Source organism: Bradyrhizobium sp. AUGA SZCCT0431, assembly GCF_018131065.1.
In the GTDB taxonomy this organism is placed as follows: Bacteria; Pseudomonadota; Alphaproteobacteria; order Rhizobiales; family Xanthobacteraceae; genus Bradyrhizobium.
In genome coordinates, this window is record NZ_JAFCLR010000074.1 from 1 (window position 1) to 18,225 (window position 18,225).

General features: G+C 61.8%; 19 protein-coding genes. 11 read left to right on the forward strand and 8 right to left on the reverse strand.

The window, feature by feature from the left end; all coding sequences use genetic code 11:
• Positions 1 to 200 precede the first annotated feature (200 nt).
• Positions 201 to 710, forward strand: coding sequence for an Lrp/AsnC family transcriptional regulator (locus JQ567_RS37215; protein ID WP_212443424.1), 510 nt, complete (start codon positions 201 to 203; stop codon positions 708 to 710).
• 42 nt (positions 711 to 752) lie between these two features.
• Here JQ567_RS37215 and JQ567_RS37220 read toward each other — a convergent pair whose 3' ends face one another.
• Positions 753 to 1,721, reverse strand: a complete 969-nt coding sequence (locus JQ567_RS37220) for an aliphatic sulfonate ABC transporter substrate-binding protein (RefSeq protein WP_212443425.1) — start codon at positions 1,719 to 1,721, stop codon at positions 753 to 755.
• A gap of 435 nt (positions 1,722 to 2,156) precedes the next feature.
• On the opposite strand from JQ567_RS37220, the gene JQ567_RS37225 reads away from it, so the two are divergent.
• The 6 genes from JQ567_RS37225 to JQ567_RS37250 are packed head-to-tail and all read left to right on the forward strand — an operon-like array spanning position 2,157 to position 7,571.
• Positions 2,157 to 3,104 (forward strand): sulfonate ABC transporter substrate-binding protein, encoded by a 948-nt coding sequence (locus tag JQ567_RS37225; RefSeq protein WP_212443426.1) that lies wholly within the window; start codon positions 2,157 to 2,159, stop codon positions 3,102 to 3,104.
• Between the two features lie 41 nt (positions 3,105 to 3,145).
• Positions 3,146 to 4,099, forward strand: coding sequence for a sulfonate ABC transporter substrate-binding protein (locus tag JQ567_RS37230; RefSeq protein ID WP_212443427.1), 954 nt, complete (start codon positions 3,146 to 3,148; stop codon positions 4,097 to 4,099).
• Entirely contained in the window at positions 4,096 to 5,268 is a 1,173-nt protein-coding gene (ssuD, locus tag JQ567_RS37235) for an FMNH2-dependent alkanesulfonate monooxygenase (protein WP_212443428.1), read from the forward strand. The genes JQ567_RS37230 and ssuD overlap by 4 nt, the downstream gene beginning before the upstream one ends.
• A complete protein-coding gene (locus tag JQ567_RS37240) occupies positions 5,265 to 6,071 on the forward strand; it encodes an ABC transporter permease subunit (protein ID WP_212416410.1) in 807 nt (268 codons plus the stop codon). Before ssuD ends, JQ567_RS37240 begins: the two co-directional genes overlap by 4 nt.
• Before the next feature lie 23 nt (positions 6,072 to 6,094).
• Entirely contained in the window at positions 6,095 to 6,940 is an 846-nt protein-coding gene (locus JQ567_RS37245) for an ATP-binding cassette domain-containing protein (protein WP_212443429.1), read from the forward strand.
• 7 nt (positions 6,941 to 6,947) lie between these two features.
• Positions 6,948 to 7,571 (forward strand): flavin reductase family protein, encoded by a 624-nt coding sequence (locus JQ567_RS37250; protein ID WP_212443430.1) that lies wholly within the window; start codon positions 6,948 to 6,950, stop codon positions 7,569 to 7,571.
• Here JQ567_RS37250 and JQ567_RS37255 read toward each other — a convergent pair.
• On the reverse strand, positions 7,552 to 7,935 hold the full coding sequence (locus JQ567_RS37255; RefSeq protein WP_212443431.1) for a hypothetical protein: 384 nt from the start codon (positions 7,933 to 7,935) through the stop codon (positions 7,552 to 7,554). The two genes, JQ567_RS37250 and JQ567_RS37255, sit on opposite strands and share 20 nt — an antisense overlap.
• Before the next feature lie 279 nt (positions 7,936 to 8,214).
• Between JQ567_RS37255 and JQ567_RS37260 the strand changes: the two genes are divergently transcribed.
• On the forward strand, positions 8,215 to 8,421 hold the full coding sequence (locus JQ567_RS37260; protein ID WP_212443432.1) for a hypothetical protein: 207 nt from the start codon (positions 8,215 to 8,217) through the stop codon (positions 8,419 to 8,421).
• A gap of 93 nt (positions 8,422 to 8,514) precedes the next feature.
• On the opposite strand, the gene JQ567_RS37265 is transcribed toward JQ567_RS37260, so the two are convergent.
• From JQ567_RS37265 to JQ567_RS37290, 6 genes are all read right to left on the reverse strand, one after another.
• Entirely contained in the window at positions 8,515 to 9,894 is a 1,380-nt protein-coding gene (locus JQ567_RS37265) for a sigma-54-dependent Fis family transcriptional regulator (protein ID WP_212443433.1), read from the reverse strand.
• A gap of 48 nt (positions 9,895 to 9,942) precedes the next feature.
• Positions 9,943 to 10,293: a flagellar motor switch protein FliN gene (fliN, locus tag JQ567_RS37270; RefSeq protein ID WP_212443434.1), complete on the reverse strand. Its 351-nt coding sequence runs from the start codon at positions 10,291 to 10,293 to the stop codon at positions 9,943 to 9,945.
• 10 nt (positions 10,294 to 10,303) lie between these two features.
• On the reverse strand, positions 10,304 to 10,933 hold the full coding sequence (locus JQ567_RS37275) for a FliH/SctL family protein (protein ID WP_212443435.1): 630 nt from the start codon (positions 10,931 to 10,933) through the stop codon (positions 10,304 to 10,306).
• Positions 10,933 to 12,015, reverse strand: coding sequence for a flagellar motor switch protein FliG (fliG, locus tag JQ567_RS37280; RefSeq protein ID WP_212034367.1), 1,083 nt, complete (start codon positions 12,013 to 12,015; stop codon positions 10,933 to 10,935). Before fliG ends, JQ567_RS37275 begins: the two co-directional genes overlap by 1 nt.
• A 6-nt stretch (positions 12,016 to 12,021) precedes the next feature.
• On the reverse strand, positions 12,022 to 13,638 hold the full coding sequence (gene fliF / locus JQ567_RS37285) for a flagellar basal-body MS-ring/collar protein FliF (protein WP_212443436.1): 1,617 nt from the start codon (positions 13,636 to 13,638) through the stop codon (positions 12,022 to 12,024).
• Between the two features lie 179 nt (positions 13,639 to 13,817).
• Entirely contained in the window at positions 13,818 to 14,093 is a 276-nt protein-coding gene (locus JQ567_RS37290; protein WP_002714638.1) for a DUF1153 domain-containing protein, read from the reverse strand.
• Positions 14,094 to 14,736: 643 nt separating this feature from the next.
• Here JQ567_RS37290 and JQ567_RS37295 point away from each other — a divergent pair.
• The 3 genes from JQ567_RS37295 (at position 14,737) to JQ567_RS37305 (ending at position 17,893) form a co-directional block, all read left to right on the forward strand.
• Entirely contained in the window at positions 14,737 to 15,141 is a 405-nt protein-coding gene (locus JQ567_RS37295) for a hypothetical protein (protein ID WP_212443437.1), read from the forward strand.
• Between the two features lie 835 nt (positions 15,142 to 15,976).
• Entirely contained in the window at positions 15,977 to 17,272 is a 1,296-nt protein-coding gene (locus JQ567_RS37300; RefSeq protein WP_212443438.1) for a PDZ domain-containing protein, read from the forward strand.
• 87 nt (positions 17,273 to 17,359) lie between these two features.
• Positions 17,360 to 17,893, forward strand: a complete 534-nt coding sequence (locus JQ567_RS37305) for an REP-associated tyrosine transposase (protein WP_212443439.1) — start codon at positions 17,360 to 17,362, stop codon at positions 17,891 to 17,893.
• Positions 17,894 to 18,225: the final 332 nt, after the last annotated feature.

Genomic DNA, 18,225 nt, shown 5'->3' on the forward strand with positions numbered 1-18,225 from the left:
CAGCCCGAAATTACCTTGCCATCGTCACTGTCGCCGCCATCGTCTTATGGATGCGATAAGTGTCCACGCCACCTAGAAGGCGGTCCGTGCAGCAAGTCTTTCTCTGGCGGCGCCAAATTTCGAAACGGTGACCGGCTTGTGTGGAATTATTTTCCGAATAGCATTGTTGAGAGCAATGCATTTGGAAGAAAGTTTTACACATGAGCGACGTCATCACCGCTTCCTCGGAAGTTCCCCGCCGCATCGATGCGATCGACCGCAAGATCCTGCGGGTGCTTCAGGAAGACGCATCGCTGTCGGTGGCCGAGATCGGCGAGCGCGTCGGGCTTTCCTCCACGCCATGCTGGAAGCGCGTCCAGCGCATGGAGAACGAGGGCATCATCACCGGCAAGGTCGCGCTGGTCGACCAGAACAAGATCGGCCTCGGGTTGTCGGTGTTCGTCTCGGTGGAGAGCGACGATCACTCCGATGCGTGGCTGAAGAAATTCGCGGCCGCCGTCAGCGCCATGCCTGAAGTCATCGAGTTCTACCGCATGGCCGGCGACGTGGACTATGTGCTGCGCGTAGTGGTCGCCGACATGCGGAGCTATGATCTTTTCTACAAAAAGCTGATCGGTGCGGTCGCGCTGAAGAATGTCACCTCGCGGTTCGCGATGGAAAAGATCAAGTCGGTCACCGCACTGCCGGTTCCGGCGTTCGAGGCGGCATAGGAGCCGCCTCGCCATCGTGGGCCCGTGTGAGCGCCTGCTCGATCAGTCGCGCTTCGGCGTCCAGATCTTCGCATCGCCCGCGTTGACCTTTACCGGCAGCAATCCTTCCGCAAAGAACGCGTCGGCAATGCGTTGCTGTTCGGACAGGCCGGGCGCCGTGACAATTCCGACCTTGTAGGAACGATGGCTGTTGGCTTCCTTCACCGTCGCCGCATCGATGCCCCAGAGGCCCGACAGCAACTTCGCCGCGTCATCCTGATGCGCCTTGACCCATTTGCCGGTCTCGTCGAGCTTGCCGAAGATGGCATTCAGCACGTCGCCGCGCCGATCCGCAAACGCAGCCGACGACAGATAATATCGCTTGTAGCTCGCAAGGCCGTTGCTGCCGTCGGACAGCACCCGCGCGTTGGACTGGCGCTGGGCGCTGGTCAGGAACGGATCCCAGGCCACCCACGCATCGACATTGCCGCCGATGAAGGCGGCGCGGCCGTCTGCCGGCGTCAGATAGGCCGGCGAGATATCCTTGAAGCTCAGGCCCGATCTGGCGAGCGCGGCGAGCAGCAGGAAATGACTGCCGGCGCCTTTTGTCACCGCAACCTTCTTGCCCTTCAGGTCGGCCAGCGTCTTGATGGGCGATTCCGCGCCGACCAGAATGGCCTGCGCCGACGGTGAAGCGGCTTCCTCCGCGATATAGGCAAGCCTGGCGCCTGCGGCCTGCGCGAACAGCGGCACGGTATCGGCGACGTCAGCGCCGAAGTCGATGTTGCCGGTGTTGATCGCCTCCAGCAGCGGCAGGCCGCTGGTGAATTCATGCCAGGAGACGCGGACGCCGAACGGCGCGAGCGCCTTTTCCAGCTCGCCATTGGTTTTCAAAATAGCGGTCAGCGTCGAGGATTTTTGATAGCCGATGCGAATCGTATCGGATGGCGGCGTCTGCGCGGCCACGGACGTTGCGGAAACGACAGCGATGGCTGCGATGGCTCCGATGATTGATGCGGTGCGGTTGCCCATGGAGTTTGATCTGCCTGACATTAAAGGGATCAAAACAGGCTAGAGGCCGCGCAACCGTGGTCAATAGAACCGCTCTTTCTTGTTGTCACGCGATCCGCATGACGATGCTACGCCGGTCGGCATTCGCAGAGAGAAATTCCAAGCTGCATATTTGATAGGCGTTCGTCGATCTCAGCGGCGGTCGCTTATGACTCTGGGTGGATCAGGTTCCGCTGCTGCCTAATGCAAGATTAACGAAATGGCGTCGGGCAAGCGTCAAGAAAAATGCGTCGTTGTAAATCGTGTTCCGGCAATAAACGCGTCGTCACGAGCCGAACTAACAGTGCCGTCATTGCTATTTTTGCGGAGCACTCGACAGCGTTTCAAAGCGCCACCATCATCTCTTGCATCGCATGATCGCGCATCGCCGCGAGCATGATCGTTCAGGAGAATGTGATGAAGCGTCGGGAGTTTCTCGGATTGTCGGTTGCCGGTGCCGTTGTCGCGCTGTCGCCGCGTGCGCGGGCGCAGGCGCCGGTGAAGGAAATCCGCATCGGCTATCAGAAGACCGGCGTGCTCGTGATTGCGCGGCAGCAGGCCATTCTGGAAAAACACTTCGCCGCAAAACAAATTTCCATCAAATGGATCGAGTTCACGTCGGGGCCGCCGTTGCTGGAAGCGATGAGCACCGCCAGCATCGATCTTGGCGCGGTCGGTGACACGCCGCCGATCTTTGCCCAGGCGGCGAATGCGAACATCGTCTATGTCGCGGGATCGCCGATCACCAACGGGCAGGGCATTCTGGTTCCCGCCAATTCCAGCATTCGCTCGATTGCCGATCTGAAAGGCAAGCGGATCGGATTCGCCAAGGGTACCAGCGCGCATAACGTTCTGATCGCGACGCTGGAAAAGGCCGGTCTCACCTACGCCGATATCACGCCGGTCTATCTGTCGCCGCCCGATGCGGGGCCGGCATTCGCCAATGGCAGCATCGAAGCCTGGGCGATCTGGGATCCATACTTCGCGATCGGCGAGAAAAAGCAGAACGGCCGGATCCTGATCAACGCCTACGAGGTCGCCAAGACCAATTCGTTCTATCTCGCCAACCGCGATTTCGCGAACACCAACGTTCAGCACACCCGCGACATCATCGCAGGCCTGGCGGAAGCCGCCCGGTGGGCGGAAGGAAATCGCGACGCCGTGGCAAATGCGCTCGCCGCCGTGACCGGCGTTCCGCTGGAAGTCCAGACCGTCGCGGCCAACCGCGCCTCGTTTGCGATCGGACCGGTGACGGAGGCGATCATCGATACCCAGCAGGCCGTCGCCGATCGTTTCTTCAAGCTCGGGCTGATCCCGAAGCCGATCGTGGTTCGCGACATCGTCTGGCGCAATACCCAGACCTGAATTCGAGAAGAGCCATTCCAATCAATGCAGAGGATTTCATCATGAAGCGTTTCATCAAACGCCTGATCGCGAGCGCCATGCTGTCTCTCGCCATCGTCGGCTCGACGGTCGGCGCAAGCTACGGGCAGGACAAGGTCGTCCGCATCGGCTTCCAGAAATACGGCAAGCTGGTGCTGCTCAAGAGCAAGGGCACACTCGAGGGCAAGCTGAAGGCCGCGGGCTATCAGGTGGTATGGACGGAATTTCCGTCCGGGCCGCCGCTGCTCGAGGCGCTTAATGTCGGTGCCATCGATTTCGGCAACACCGGCGAAGCGCCGCCGATCTTCGCGCAGGCCGCGGGCGCGCCGATCCAGTATGTAGCCTATGAGCCGCCGGCGCCGAAGGGCGAAGCCATCCTGGTGCCGAAGGACAGCAAGATCGCTTCGGTCGCGGATCTCAAAGGCAGGAAGGTGGCGCTGAACAAAGGCTCCAACGTTCACTATCTCTTGGTGAAGGCGCTGGAGAAGGCTGGCATCAAATACTCGGAGATCGAGCAGGTGTTTCTGGCGCCGGCCGATGCGCGGGCTGCGTTCGAACGTGGCGCGGTCGATGCCTGGGTGATCTGGGATCCGTTCCAAGCCGCCGCCGAAGCCGCTACCGGCGCGCGGACGCTCGCCGACGGCACCGGCATCGTCTCGAATTATCAGTTCTATTTCGCCTCGAAGAAGTTCATTGGCGCCGACCCGAAAATCGTGGATCTCGTGCTGGCCCAACTCAGCGAAGTCGACGATTGGGCGAAGGGCGACATTCACACCGTCGCCGAGCAACTGGCGCCGGCGATCGGTCTTCCGGTCCCGGTCGTCGAGGTCGCCCTGAAACGGCAGTCCTACGGCATCAAGCCGATCACTGACAGCGTGATCGCCGATCAGCAACAGGTCGCCGACGCGTTCTTCGCGCTCGGTCTTATTCCCAAGCAAATCAAAATTTCCGACGCGGCTCGGAGGCCGGGCACATGAGCAACCAAACATCAGCGAATGCCAACATCCTCTGGTTCCTGCCGACCCATGGCGATGGCCGCTATCTCGGCACCACCACCGGCGGACGGGAAGTGAACTTCAACTATCTGCGCCAGATCGCGCAGGCCGCGGACCAGCTCGGCTATTACGGCGTGCTGCTGCCGACCGGGCGAAGCTGCGAAGATTCCTGGGTGGTGGCGTCAGCCGTTGCGCCCTGGACCGAGCGGCTGCGCTATCTGGTGGCGGTGCGGCCCGGCCTGCAATCGCCGAGCGTCGCCGCGCGCATGACCGCGACGCTCGACCGGTTGTCGAACGGGCGCCTACTGGTCAACGTCGTCACCGGCGGCGATCCCGTCGAGAACAAGGGCGACGGCATTTTCCTCGATCACGACGCGCGTTATGCCGTGACGCGCGAGTTCCTCAACGTCTATAGCGACCTGCTCGCCGGCAAGACCGTCAATGTGGAAGGCAAGCACATCCGCATCGAGGATGGCCGCCTGCTGTTTCCGCCGGTGCAGGCGCCGCGGCCGCCGCTGTACTTCGGCGGATCGTCGGATGCCGGCATCGATGTCGCGGTCGACACGGTCGACAAATATCTGACCTGGGGCGAGCCGCCGGCGCAGGTGGCCGAGAAGATCAATCGTGTGAAAGCCGTCGCGGACGCGCGCGGACGAAAGCTTTCATTCGGTATCCGCCTGCATGTGATCGTCCGCGAGACCAATGCGGAGGCCTGGAAGGCGGCAGATGAGCTGATCCAGCACGTGACCGACGAAACCGTCGCCTCGGCGCAGAAGATATTTTCCCGGATGGATTCGGTCGGCCAGCAGCGCATGGCGCAGTTGCATGGCGGTCGTCGCGACAAGCTCGAGATCAGCCCCAACCTGTGGGCCGGTGTCGGCCTGGTGCGCGGCGGGGCGGGGACGGGATTGGTCGGCGATCCCGCCACGGTGGCGGCGCGGATCCGCGAATACCAGGATGTCGGCATCGATACCTTCATCATGTCGGGCTATCCGCATCTGGAGGAAGCCTATCGCTTCGCCGAACTGGTGTTTCCGCTGCTGTCGCTGAAGCAGCCGAACAATGTGACGCCGATCCGCGTCAATACCGGCCCGTTCGGCGAGACCATCGCCAACGAACATCGTCCCCTCGTCAAGGCATCGCAATCATGAGTCTGATCGAAAGTCTTCCGCGTGTCCGACGCCTGCGCTTGCCGCGGGCCGACGGCCTCATTCCATGGATCGTGCCGCTTGCGATCATCCTGATCTGGCAGGCGGCTTGCGTCACCGGCTTCGTCTCGGCGCGGGTGCTGCCGGCGCCGAGCGATGTGGCGCTGGCTGGATGGAAGCTGCTGCTGTCGGGCGAACTGGTGCGCAATATCTGGGTCAGTTTCTGGCGCGCCAGCGTCGGCTTCCTGATTGGCGGCAGCATCGGCTTTACCTTCGGGCTCGCCAACGGCCTGTCGCAGCTCTCGAGCAAATTGACCGACACGACGTTGCAGATGGTGCGCAACATTCCGCATCTGGCGCTGATCCCGCTCGTCATCCTGTGGTTCGGCATCGATGAGTCGGCCAAACTGTTCCTGGTCGCGCTTGGCGTGTTCTTTCCGATCTACCTCAACACGCTGCATGGCATCCGCACCGTCGATCCGCAACTGATCGAGATGGGCCGCATTTACGGCATGACCGACGGCGAATTGTTCCGCCGGGTGATCTTTCCGGGCGCGTTGCCGTCGATCTTCGTCGGCCTGCGTTTTGCGCTCGGCATCATGTGGCTGACCTTGATCGTGGCGGAAACCATCGCGGCGTCATCCGGCCTCGGCTACATGGCGATGCAGGCGCGCGAATTCATGCTGATCGACGTCGTGGTGCTCTCCATCCTGATCTACGCGTTGCTTGGCAAACTTGCCGACAGCGCTTCACGCGCGCTGGAGCGGCTGACGCTGTCCTGGCATCCCGCCTTCCAGAAACATTGAGGCAGAAACTTTTGAGGATTGAAATGCAGGAAGCTCTTCGTTTTCGCCCCGCGGATGCCCAAGCCGTGGACCAGCCCGAGTTTGTCAAGCAGGCGCGGCTGTTGCGGCGGGATGCCGACGCCCTGTTGCGCGGGCTTTCGCTGACGATCCGGGGATTGCGCAAATCGTTCGGCGACAACGAGGTGCTGCGCGGCATCGATCTGCACATTCCGGCAGGGCAGTCCGTCGCCATCGTCGGCCGCAGCGGTTGCGGCAAGAGTACGCTGCTGCGGCTGATCGCGGGCCTTGAAACGATTACCGCGGGTACCATCAGTTTTGGCGAGGAAACGCGCGCCGAAGACGTCCGCGTGATGTTTCAGGAGCCGCGGCTGCTGCCCTGGGCCCGGGTGCTGTCGAACGTCGAGGTCGGCCTCGGCCGCGAGCGGACCTCGCCGGACGCGCAGGCCCGCGCTGATAGCGCGCTGGTCGAAGTCGGCCTCGACGACAAACGGGCGCAATGGCCGGCGGTTCTCTCCGGCGGACAAAAACAGCGCGTGGCGCTGGCGCGGGCCTTGGTCAGCCGCCCGCGCGTGCTGGCGTTCGACGAACCGCTCGGCGCGCTTGATGCGTTGACGCGGATCTCGATGCAGCGGCTGCTGGAGCGGGTCTGGCAGGATCAGGGATTCACCGCGATCCTGGTGACGCATGACGTAGCCGAGGCGGTTGCACTGGCCGACCGCGTTCTGGTGATTGAGGACGGCCGCATCGCGCATGACATTGACGTCAATATCCCACGCCCAAGGCGTCGGGGTTCGGCGGAACTCGCCGCGCTGGAAGGCGCGATCCTGAAGAACCTGCTGCAAGGCACCGAGGACACTTCCGACCTGTGAGGCCATCATGAACTCCGTTGTCCGGCATATCGCGATCGACCGTCAGGTTTCCCAAGAGGTTTCCCAGGACGATTTCCGTGGCGCCATGCGCCAGTTGACGGGCGGGGTGAGCGTCATCACGGCGGGGCGAGCTAAGGACATTTCGGGCATGACGGTGACCTCGGTGTCGTCGCTGTCGGTCGATCCGCCGGCGCTGATTGTCAGCGTCAACCGGAACGCGTCCTCATGGCCGCTCGTGCAGCGGTACGGCTTCTTCGGCGTCAATATCCTGACACCGGATCAGATCGATGTCGCCGAGCGCTTTGCCGGCAAGGACGGGCTCAAGGGCGCCGAACGGTTTGCCGGCGCGGAATGGAGGACGCGCGCTTCAGGCGTGCCGCTGTTGGTGGGCGCGCTGGCCGCGATCGATTGTGAGGTGGAGGAAATCGTCGAGCGGCATTCCCATGCGATTCTGATCGGCCGCGTGCTGGACCTGCAGCTGTCGACCCGCACCGCGGCGCTGGCCTATTGGCAGGGCCAATATGTCGCGATCGACCGCGACGACGATGCGGTCCGGCTGGCGGAGGTCAGCGTTCCCGCGCCACGCGTGCCTCGCGATAATGTCAGCCGGTCTAGTTCAGGATTGCGCTGAGCGTCGCCGGTGAGTCGATGATCACTGTGCTGCCACGCACACCTCGCCACAGAGCGGTAATGGTTTGCGCTGCACCGGCCAACGGTATGTTGACGATCAGTGTGGTTGGTACGCGGCCGGTGTTAGGTACGATTGGCGTACCGCTCGTGAATCCTCCCACGACCGGCGACACGGCGCCATTGATCGCGATGCCGAAGATTCCGCCAGGGGAGGCTGGACCCTCGGCGTAAACATAGGGCAAGTTCAGGATAATCAACGCGGAAGTGCCGACGCCTTCTGGAATGTTGAAGGTGAGCCCGGGAATCGGTACGTACGAATCGGACGTTGTCGACTGCGTCCCACTCGTCTGCGCATATATGGTCATGATCGCTCTCCCGTTGTCTATTAAAACCATAGCAACAAAAGGTTGAGCGGGGCAAATGGAATCGCGGACCGGAAAATGTGAAAATTCGGTGACGGGGACCGGCGCGGACTGGTCGTGGCCATGGCCTTCAGCGCGCGCACGGATTAGAAGGCTTGGAGTCGTTTTCCTCCCGATTGGGATATCGTGCCTTGGTGCGCAAGCTCCTGCAAATCGTCTTACCGACGCAGTCGTTTCGGCAGCGTCATGCCGTGCGCCTGGTCCAATGCGGCGTGTAATCTGATGAAGCGTATCGCGGTCTGGGCATTCTACGGCGTCGGCGCGTTCGCGATCGGCTATCTCGCGCTCTACGCCTATGCCGTCTTCACCGGGCGCGATCTGCAGCCTGGCGATCCCATCCGCATCTTCCGCAACCCGGACGCACCGAGTTATTCGGCGCGGGGTTCGAAAACTCTGGCGTCATTGCGAGCGGAGCGAAGCAATCCATAGTGCCCCAACCGAGGGATGGATTGCTTCGTCGCTTCGCTCCCTTGCGCAAACGCTTCGCGTTTGTCGCAGGCAATGACGTTGATAGAGCGTCAACTACCCCGCCGCCGCAAAGCGCTGATAGTCGCCGGCGCCGGCCGGCGTGATCGGTATTCCGCCGTCGGCATATTCGTTCAGCTTGTTGCGCAGCGTGCGGATCGAGATGCCGAGGATGTTGGCCGCGTGGGTGCGGTTGCCGAGGCAATGCTTGAGCGTCTCCAGGATCAGGTCGCGTTCGACGTCGGCCACCGTGCGGCCGACCAGCGCGCGGGTCACCTGTTCGGCGGCGAAGGTGGCGTGGGCCACGGCCGGCGCGGTCTTGGCAAGGTCGAGGCGGTCGCCGTCGGGAGTGAGGATGGCGTCCGCGCCGATCTCGTCGCCCTGCGCCATCAGCACCGAGCGGTGCATGGTGTTTTCCAGCTCGCGGACGTTGCCCTGCCAGCGGTTTGATGTCAGCACCCGCCGCGCGTCGCTGGAGATCGGGCGCAACGGCACGCCGTTGGCTTCGGAATATTTCTTCGCAAAATGGTGCGCCAGTTCGATGATATCCGCCGGCCGGTCGCGCAGCGCCGGGATCTTCAGATTGACGACGTTGAGCCGGAACAGCAGATCCTCGCGAAAGGTGCCTTCGCGGACGGCGTCGGCCAGGTTGCGGTTCGAGGTCGCGATGATGCGGATATCGACCGGGACCGGCTTGGTGCCGCCGACGCGGTCGATGACGCGCTCCTGGATCGCGCGCAGCAATTTCGATTGCAGCCGCACGTCCATCTCGGAGATTTCGTCGAGCAGCAGCGTGCCGCCGGTGGCTTCCTCGAACTTGCCGATGCGCCGTGCCACGGCGCCGGTGAAGGCGCCCTTTTCGTGGCCGAACAGTTCGGATTCAAGCAGGTGCTCGGGGATCGCCGCGCAGTTGATCGAGATGAACGGCCGCTTGGCGCGTTGTGAGCGGGTGTGGACGTAGCGCGCCAGCACTTCCTTGCCGGTGCCGGATTCGCCGGTGATCATGACCGAGGCGTCCGAGCCCGCGATCTGCTGTGCCAGCTTGACGACCTTGCCCATGGCCTCGTCGCGATAGATCAGGTCGCGGGAATCGTTGGCGACGGCGGCGAGCACGGCGGCGATCAGTTCCGGATCGGGCGGCAGCGGGATGTATTCCTTGGCGCCGGCGTGGATCGCGGCGACCGCGGCGCGGGCGTCGTTGGAGATGCCGCAGGCTACGATCGGCACATGGATGTGTTCGGCCTCGAGCCGCATCACCAAATCGCGGATATCGAGCGCGACGTCGACCAGCATCAGGTCGGCGCCCTTGCCGCCGCGCAGCACCGCCATCGCCTGTTCGATCGTCTCGGCGTGGGTCACCGAAGCGCCGTTGTCCATCGCGATCTTGGTGGCCGTGGTGAGCTGGCCCTTCAATGTGCCAACGATGAGAAGCCGCATCATAGTCTCCTGTTCGTCTGTTCGCGTCGCTTATGCGCGTGCCGTTGTTTAGTTGCGTTCCGCCTTGATGATTTCCGTCATGGTGACGCCGAGCTTGTCTTCCACCAGCACGACTTCGCCGCGCGCCACCAGGCGGTTGTTGACGTAGATGTCGATCGCTTCACCGACGCGGCGGTCGAGTTCGAGCACGGTGCCGGGGCCGAGCTTCAGCAGCTCGCCGACGTCCATCTTGGAGCGGCCGAGCACCGCCGAGACCTGCACCGGCACGTCGAACACGGCCTCCAGGTCGGCCGCAATACGCGAGGCCTGTTCGTCTTCATTGTAGGCCAGATCATCCCCCGGCTCCGCACCGGTGGCGTTGAGGTCCTGCAGCGGGACATGTGTGTCGGTGTCGCTCATGGTTCAGTCCTCATGGCCTTCCGGCCTGATCGCGGGACGCCATGTAGCGCCCGACAAGTTCGTTGATCTTGGCTTCGATGGCGGCTCGCTCCAGCACCACGCCGCCGTCGGCCCATTCGATCCGGCAGTCGCCGGTTGCGATATCAGGCTCGGCCAGGATCACCAGCCGGCCCTCGAAGCCGCTCTGCGTGGCCTGCCGCTCGATCTTTTCGCGCGCGGCCTCGTAGAGTGAGTCGTTGATGCGGACCACGAGGTGCGGCGTCGCGACCAGATGCGAGAAGCAATCGCTCACCAGTCCGGTGATTTCGCCGAGCGGCTCGGCGGCAATCAGTTCGCTGCACAGTTTGCGGGCCACCGCGACCGCGACATCGACCGCCTCGGTCTCCATCCGTGCTTCGATGCCGCCAAAGCGCGAGGCGATGCCCTTGATCGCGATGCCGATCTCCTCCAGCGCCAGCGCGGCGCGGCGGTCGCTTTCCGCCTTGGCCTCGCGCTGCGCGGCCTCGTAGCCGTCGCGATAGGCGCGGGCCTCGGCCGAGGCGATCTTCTGCGCGATCTCGGCAGGCGTGGCAGGACGCTCGCGCGTCTTGTCCGGTGCGCCGAAGTCCATGTCGAACAGGAATTTTGCGGGCGCGGCCATCAGTACACCAGCTCGTCGTCAGCGCGGTTCTTGGTCAAAGTGATTTCACCCTTGGCGGCCATGTCCTTGGCGAGGTTGACGAGCAGCGCCTGCGCCTCGTCGACGTCGCGGAGCCGCACCGGTCCCATCGCGGCCATGTCGTCCAGCAGCATCTTGCCGGCGCGGGATGACATGTTGCCGAGGAAGAAGCTGCGGACCTCCTCATTGGCGCTCTTCAGCGCAATGCCGAGCTTGTCCTTGTCGATGTTGCGCATCAGGGTCTGCGCCGAGGCGGAGTCGAGCTTGATCAGATCGTCGAAGGTGAACATCAGCGCCTTGATGCGCTCGGCGGATTCGCGGTTTTCCTCTTCCAGCGAGGTGATGAAGCGGGTTTCGGTCTGGCGGTCGAAATTATTGAAGATTTCGGCCATCACCTCGTGGGCGTCGCGGCGGCGGGTCTGCGACAGGTTCGACATGAACTCGGTCCGCAGCGTCTGCTCGACGCGCTCGATGACTTCCTTCTGCACCGCTTCCATCTTCAGCATGCGCCCAACCACGTCGAGCGCGAGATCCTCAGGGAGGATCGCCAGCACGCGGGCGGCGTGCTCCGGCTTCAGTTTCGACAGCACCACGGCGATGGTCTGCGGGTACTCGTTCTTGAGGTAGTTGGCGAGCACCTCTTCCTGCACGTTGGAGAGTTTCTCCCACATGTTGCGGCCGGCGGGGCCGCGGATCTCGTCCATGATGCCGGTGACGCGCTCGCCCGGCAGATATTGCTGCAGCAGCCGTTCGGTGGCGTCGAAGGTGCCCATCAGGGCGCCGGAGGCCGACATCCTTGAGACGAATTCGAGCAGCAGGTCTTCGACCACGTCGGCCTCGACGGTGCCGAGCGTCGACATGTGGATCGACAGTTCGCGCACCTCGTCGTCGTCGAGCAGCGCCCAGACCTTGCCGCCATATTGTTCGCCCAGCGCCAGCATCAGGATGGCGGCGCGCTGCGGGCCGCTCAGCGGCTTGCCCTTGGGCCTTGTCGCCTGACGGCTCGCCAGCGCCGAGATGACGGTGGTGATGTCGTTGGCGTTGGTGGTTTGCGGTACGGCCATGTCAGGTCACTCGACAGGTTCGCTGAGCCATTGACGAACAATGGAGGCGGTCTCGTTCGGATTTCGTTCGGCGAGTTCACCGACCCGGTGCACGGCCTGGGCGTGGACCTGGCCCTGAACCTGGGCGACATCGATCAACGCGGCGGCGCCGCCGGCGGGAATCAGGGCCTGGCCGGGCGTGCCTTCGGCGGTGCCGTCGGTCAGCGCCGGCACAGCGGCGCCGCCGGCCAGCGCGGGAACGACTTCGGCGGCCAGGATGCGCTTGACCAGCGGGCGGATCACCATGAACAGCACGACGAGGCCGAGCAGCATCATGACGCCGAGTTCGATGACGTACATGACGTCATCCTTGGTGAACTGGAACATGCCGAGCAGGCCGGTCGGCTCGGCAACCGGGGGCACCGACGGGGCTTCGGCAAAGCGCAGGTTCACGACCTCGACCTGGTCACCGCGCTTCTGGTCGAAGCCGATCGCCGAGCGAACCAGGGTGGCGATGCGGTCGAGCATTTCCTTGCTGCGGTCCTGATAGACCATCTCGCCTTTTTCGTTCTTGGTGTAGGCGCCGTCGACCAGCACCGCGACCGAGATCTTGTTGACCCGGCCGGCCTCGGTGACTTCGGTCTTGGTGACGCGGGAAATCTCGTAATTGTTGGTTTCTTCGCTCTTCTTGCTCTGGTCGCGCGCCGGGACGCCGGCATTGGCCTGGTTACCGGGCAGTTCGTTGTTGACCGTGACCTGGCCGCTGTCTCCGGCGGTCGCCGACGATTCCTCGCGGGACTGGCTGGAGCGCAGCACGCGGCCTTCGGGATCGAACTTGTCCGAGGTCTGGGTGACCTTGTTGTAGTCGAAATCGGCGGTGAGCTGGACGCGGGCGCGGCCCTGGCCGACCACCGAGGAGACGATCGCCTCGACCTCGTTGCGCATCCGTTTCTCAAAGGCGGTGCGGCGCTCGTCGCCGCTCGCGCCCTCGGGATTGCTGCTGGCGCCGTCCGCGAGCAGCCGGCCGCCCTCGTCGACGATCGACACCCGCTGCGGCTTCAGGCCGTTGACGGCGGAAGCGACCACGTGGCGGATGGCGCGGATCTGCTGGGGCTCGAGGCTGCCGCGCACCCGGACCACGATCGAAGCCGACGGCTCCGGGATTTCGCGGGAGAACAGCGGCCGTTCCGGCAGCACCAGATGGACCCTCGCTGCCTGAATGCGGTCGATGGCGCGGATGGTGCGGGAGAGCTCGCCCTCCAGCGCGCGCAGATGATTGATGTTCTGGACGAAGCTGGTGGTGCCGAGCGCGTCGGATTTGTCGAAAATCTCGTAGCCGACGCCGCCGCCCTTCGGCAGGCCGCCTTCGGCCAGCTTCATCCGCAGCCGCGTCACCTTGTCCTTCGGCACCATGATGACGGCGCCTTCGTTGCGCATTTCGAAGGGGATCGCCTGGCGTTCCAGATCCTTGATGATGCTGGCGGAGTCTTCAGCCGTGAGGTCGGTGAACAGGGTGGTCATCTGCGGCGTCGTGACGCGCATGATGACGAACGCGAAGAAGCCGATCAGGGCTGCGGTCACGGCGACCATCGCCATCAGCCGCGACGCGCCAAGGCCTTTCAGGAAAGCAACGAGACTTTGCACCAACCGCCCCCAGGGGTTCGGCCCAGATTCGTACCCGGGGACCGACTGGGCAATTATTGCCTAGGGGATGGTTTCCATATGGTTAACGACCGTTAAAGTCGGTGAAGAAGTTTGGGCATGAAAAAAACCAGCTTCGCAAAACGAAGCCGGTTTTCATCAAATCTTCCGGTTTGGAGAATTTATTGCCGGTATTGCTGGATGCGGGTGGTCCGCAAGCCTGCCAGGCCATGCTGATCGATGGAGAACTGCCAGGACAGGAACTCGTCCACCGTCAGCGTGTAGCGGCTGCAAGCCTCCTCGAGGGAGAGCAGGCCGCCGCGAACCGCGGCAACGACTTCGGCCTTGCGGCGGATCACCCACCGTTTGGTGCCGGGCGCGGGCAGGTCCGCAATTGTTAATGGACTTCCGTCAGGCCCGATGACGTATTTTACCCTCGGGCGATGGGGTTCTGTCATGGCGTACTCACAAACTCTCAACCACTGAACTCACCCTGATAACCTACGCCGTGCGACTTAAAATTTGCCTAAGCCCAAGGCTTCAATACGAATCTCGTTGGAATTGACGGGAACAGGGGGCGGGGAGGTGTCTGGGGAGACGCTGGGCGGGGCGGGCGGATTGGAGCCGGGTAGGGCGGATTGGAGCCGACTACATCGGCGGTAGCTCCACGAGCGAAAGTGGAAGGCGTAATCCGCCATTCAGGCAAATCACCCCGGGTCATCGCTGTTCGCAGAAGGCTCCGCTCGCTAATTGCGCACCCATGACCATCATTCGATATGGAGCGCAGGACAGCACAGACCTTGTTGGCGTTGTAACCGGCGCGGCGGCCGTAGGAACGTTCTAAACGTCATCTTGTCTGTCATAGGTCATCCTCAGGATAACCTTTTCGACCTTGCAGTCGAGGTAGATGGTGGCGACGTACTGCTTGGTCTTGGAGTCCGTAGCTCGCCGTCTTCAACCAGCTACGCGCTGTAATCCACGCCTGCTGCCATGGTTTCCCCCTCTGCCGAGGTCAGGTTCGCACTCTAGTCGTGTTGATTGCAAGCAGTCTACTTGAGCCGCCACAATCTCTAGGCGATAATGCCCGCCTGGGGGCGGAAAATGGATTGGTCGATTCTCGTTGTGCTGGCGCTCTTGGGCGCATTCTTCCTGTGGCGTCAATCGAAGAACAAGGAGAAGGCTCAAGCTGCCAATGAGCGGCTGGAGAGAGACACTCGCATGTATCGGAACATCAAGGCAGGGATGCGCGAGTATCATTTTCGCGAGCGTGACAACAACTTCTGGAAAGCAAAGGACGGGGAGCTTTTGTTTGAGACCGCCCATCTGACAGCCTTCCACGTCAGCCACCCAGCCGAGAGCCGCGTAGGTTTTTATTTCAAAGATCTCGACGAATTCGGGCTCTATGGCTTCTTTGCCGGCAACGATGACGATGTCTTCCACAGCTACTACCGCACCGACCGGACTTTTCAACAGGAAGAGATGCTGCTGACGAATGACGAGGATTAACGATGGATTGGAGTGACCTCTGGTTATTCGGCGCTGGCGCTCTCGCGGGTTGGGCCTTTGGGCCGAAGGCCAAGCAATCAAACGCTCAAGACAAGTCATACATCATACCGTGCTTCCGCGCATGACCGGGACAACATTCTGCGGACGTACATGCGCGAAATTTCAAACCACCTCGTTCGTGTCGATCCCGACCGTTATTTTCGGACGTACGGAAGGGCGCTAGTTGAACAAGAGAATATGAAGAAGACCGATAAGAAAACGCGAGAAGCCCAGCTTCATCTCCTAACTGATAGATACCCCACTTACGATAGCTTCGATGTCATCGGGACGCGGCCCTACATTATTTATGCCGACACCCTGGCGAGCTGGGATGACGAGGATTTGGAGGCGCATTACCTGAACATGGTGCGATTTCACGCTATCAAGGTCCGTAGGGCGGATTGGAGCCGACTGCATCGGCGGTGGCTCCACGAGCGAAAGTGGAAGGCGTAATCCGCCATTCTGGCAGACTCCCCGGGGCCATCGCCGAAGTCTCCGCTCGCCAATTGCGCACCCGCGACGATCGTTCGATATGGCGCGCAAGGCATGTTGTTGGCGTTGTAACCGTGCGGCGGATTACGCCTTCGGCTCCAATCCGCCCGGGCTGTGATCTGCCATCCCTAGCAGCAGATCACACGGCTCGGAACTGTGCAGATTCGACAAGAGCTTCGGATGCCTGTTCAGTTTGATACTCCGCCTAATGGTGAGTTGATGGCCCGTAATAGATTTGTGTAACAGCAATGGCAGCGGGCGAATCGAAATGCACTCCCTTGCGGCCCGTTGCATCGGAAGTAGAATGTTAAAGACTCCCACCCGCCTCGCCGGAACACTAACCTTCATTGCCGTCTCGCTGCTCATTGGCGGTCATGCCTTCAGTCAGCCGGGGCTCGACCTGCTGAACGCCAAACCCGGTCAACCCCTGCCGAGGCTTCCCGACGGAATCATCCGGCACGGAAATAGTCCGCCAATCTCACCCCGACGATCAGAATCGACTAACGTGGTCCGACAAGAAGTCCGGGATCAACCTTCATCCGCTTGGTTAGGCGTCACTCCGGCCAGCATGGGTGGCACATCGCAAACCGTCGGCGCTCTTGTTGTCAACGTATTTCCTGGTAGCCCTGCCGCAATTTCCCAGCTGCGGCGGGGTGACGTGATTTTAGCTGTCGATGACAAGGAACTCGAAGTAGGCAGCGAACCAGCGGCATTGGCCCAGATAGTCGCCAGTCATGCAATCGGCACGACCGTCAGGCTGAAAATCGTCCGGGGCGGCCGACAAAGCGAAGTTCCAGTAACACTCGCTTCCAAACCAGTGGCCTCATCAGGTAATCCCGAACTCGAATCTGAGATTCGAGGCATTTGCCCTCCTCGGATTACACAGGGAGCAGATCAAACACAGGTGAGATCCACCACAGCCGATACGTTCTGCATGATTGCGTTCCGAGGAGCGAAAACGAAAGACAACGAACCATTTTTCCAAAAGCTGACCGAAATACTCGGCCCTTGCGGCACCACACACACCATGGCCCAAGAATCTCGCGCCAAGGTCTACCAATTTAAGCCCGCTATAGACATCACAGACGAGGATTTGGGATCAATCCTAAGACGGACAATCAAGTGTGCCTTTGAACGCGAAACTGGCACTCCCGATGCGGTGGCTATCCATTTCGCCTCAGACAGGCTGGTCGCGACTTACGTAGCAGATCGCGAAAATGCGATCTCCGAGTTTGTTCAGAACCGTCGTATGGTGGAACAAGCCAAACTGGAAACTGAGAGGCGCGATGCGCATGTCACCGAACTGACAAGAGCCGGGTACTTGCCCGTGGGGCTCAGTGAGCTAAAGGTCGACGCACGTTCGTTGCATGGGAAAAAGGTAGCTGTCTCAGGCCTCCTTTTCGTCTTGAATAACGATTCAGCAGTGCTGTTGAAAGATGAGAGAGACGAAAATCCCGTAGTAGTGGCATTGAAAGATGCTTCTCGCGAAACCCGACGAGCTACTATTGGAAATTGCGATAACCGCAGCCGGGGATGCCGCATTGAGATAAGAGGCACTGTTATTGGTACCGGCTCGCTTGTAGGCATCCGGGCTGACTGATGTTCAGCTCGTAGGGGGATTGAGCCGAAGGCGTAATCCGCCATCTTGGCGGTGCCACAACTATAGCATGTGCTATCCTGCTTCCCCATGCCGAATTATCGTCGCGCGTTCGTTCCGGGCGGCTGCTGGTTCTTCACCGTCAACCTGCTGGAGCGGCGGAAAACCCTGCTCGTCGATCATGTCGCGATCCTGCGCGAGGCCGTCGCCATCACCCGCCGCGACCATCCCTTCACGATCGAAGCTTTTGTCGTGCTGCCCGATCATCTGCATGCGGTCTGGCAACTGCCGCCGGGCGATCATGATTTCTCCACGCGCTGGCGCCTGATCAAGACGCGTTTCGCGCGAGCACTGCCGAAGCAGGAGCGGCTCCGCGCCGTTCGCGTCGCCCGCAACGAGCGCGGCATCTGGCAGCGGCGGTTCTGGGAGCATTTGATCCGCGACGAGGCCGACTATGCGCGCCATGTCGAGTATTGCTACATCAATCCGCTCAAGCACGGGCTCGTCACGCGCGTAAGCGATTGGCCGTTTTCTTCCTTTCATCGGGACGTGCGCGCGGGGCTTTTTCCGGAAGATTGGGCGGGCGGCAGCGAGGCAAGCGGAGATTTTGGCGAACGAATGTGATGGTGTGGTTTGGTGGCTCTGATCGGCGGATTACGCCCTACGGTCTGTGTCGCCTCCCACGCAAGCGAACTCTCGTGGCCCGCGTGCGACAAATCAACCCGACGGGCAAATCAGTTCTGATTTACAGAAATCGTGTCAAGCCCCAAAATAAAAAATATTTCGCTTTTCCAGAAGGCAAATCAGGGCCATATGTTTGGCCATCCCGTCCCACTCAGAGGGCGTCGGCCGTCGTCACGGACGTTGGACGGGATGCGATGGACGCCGATGTTGCGAAGACGTAACGCGACAGAGGCGTACGGCGAAGGCGCGTGGTCCTGACACCCCGTTGCTGG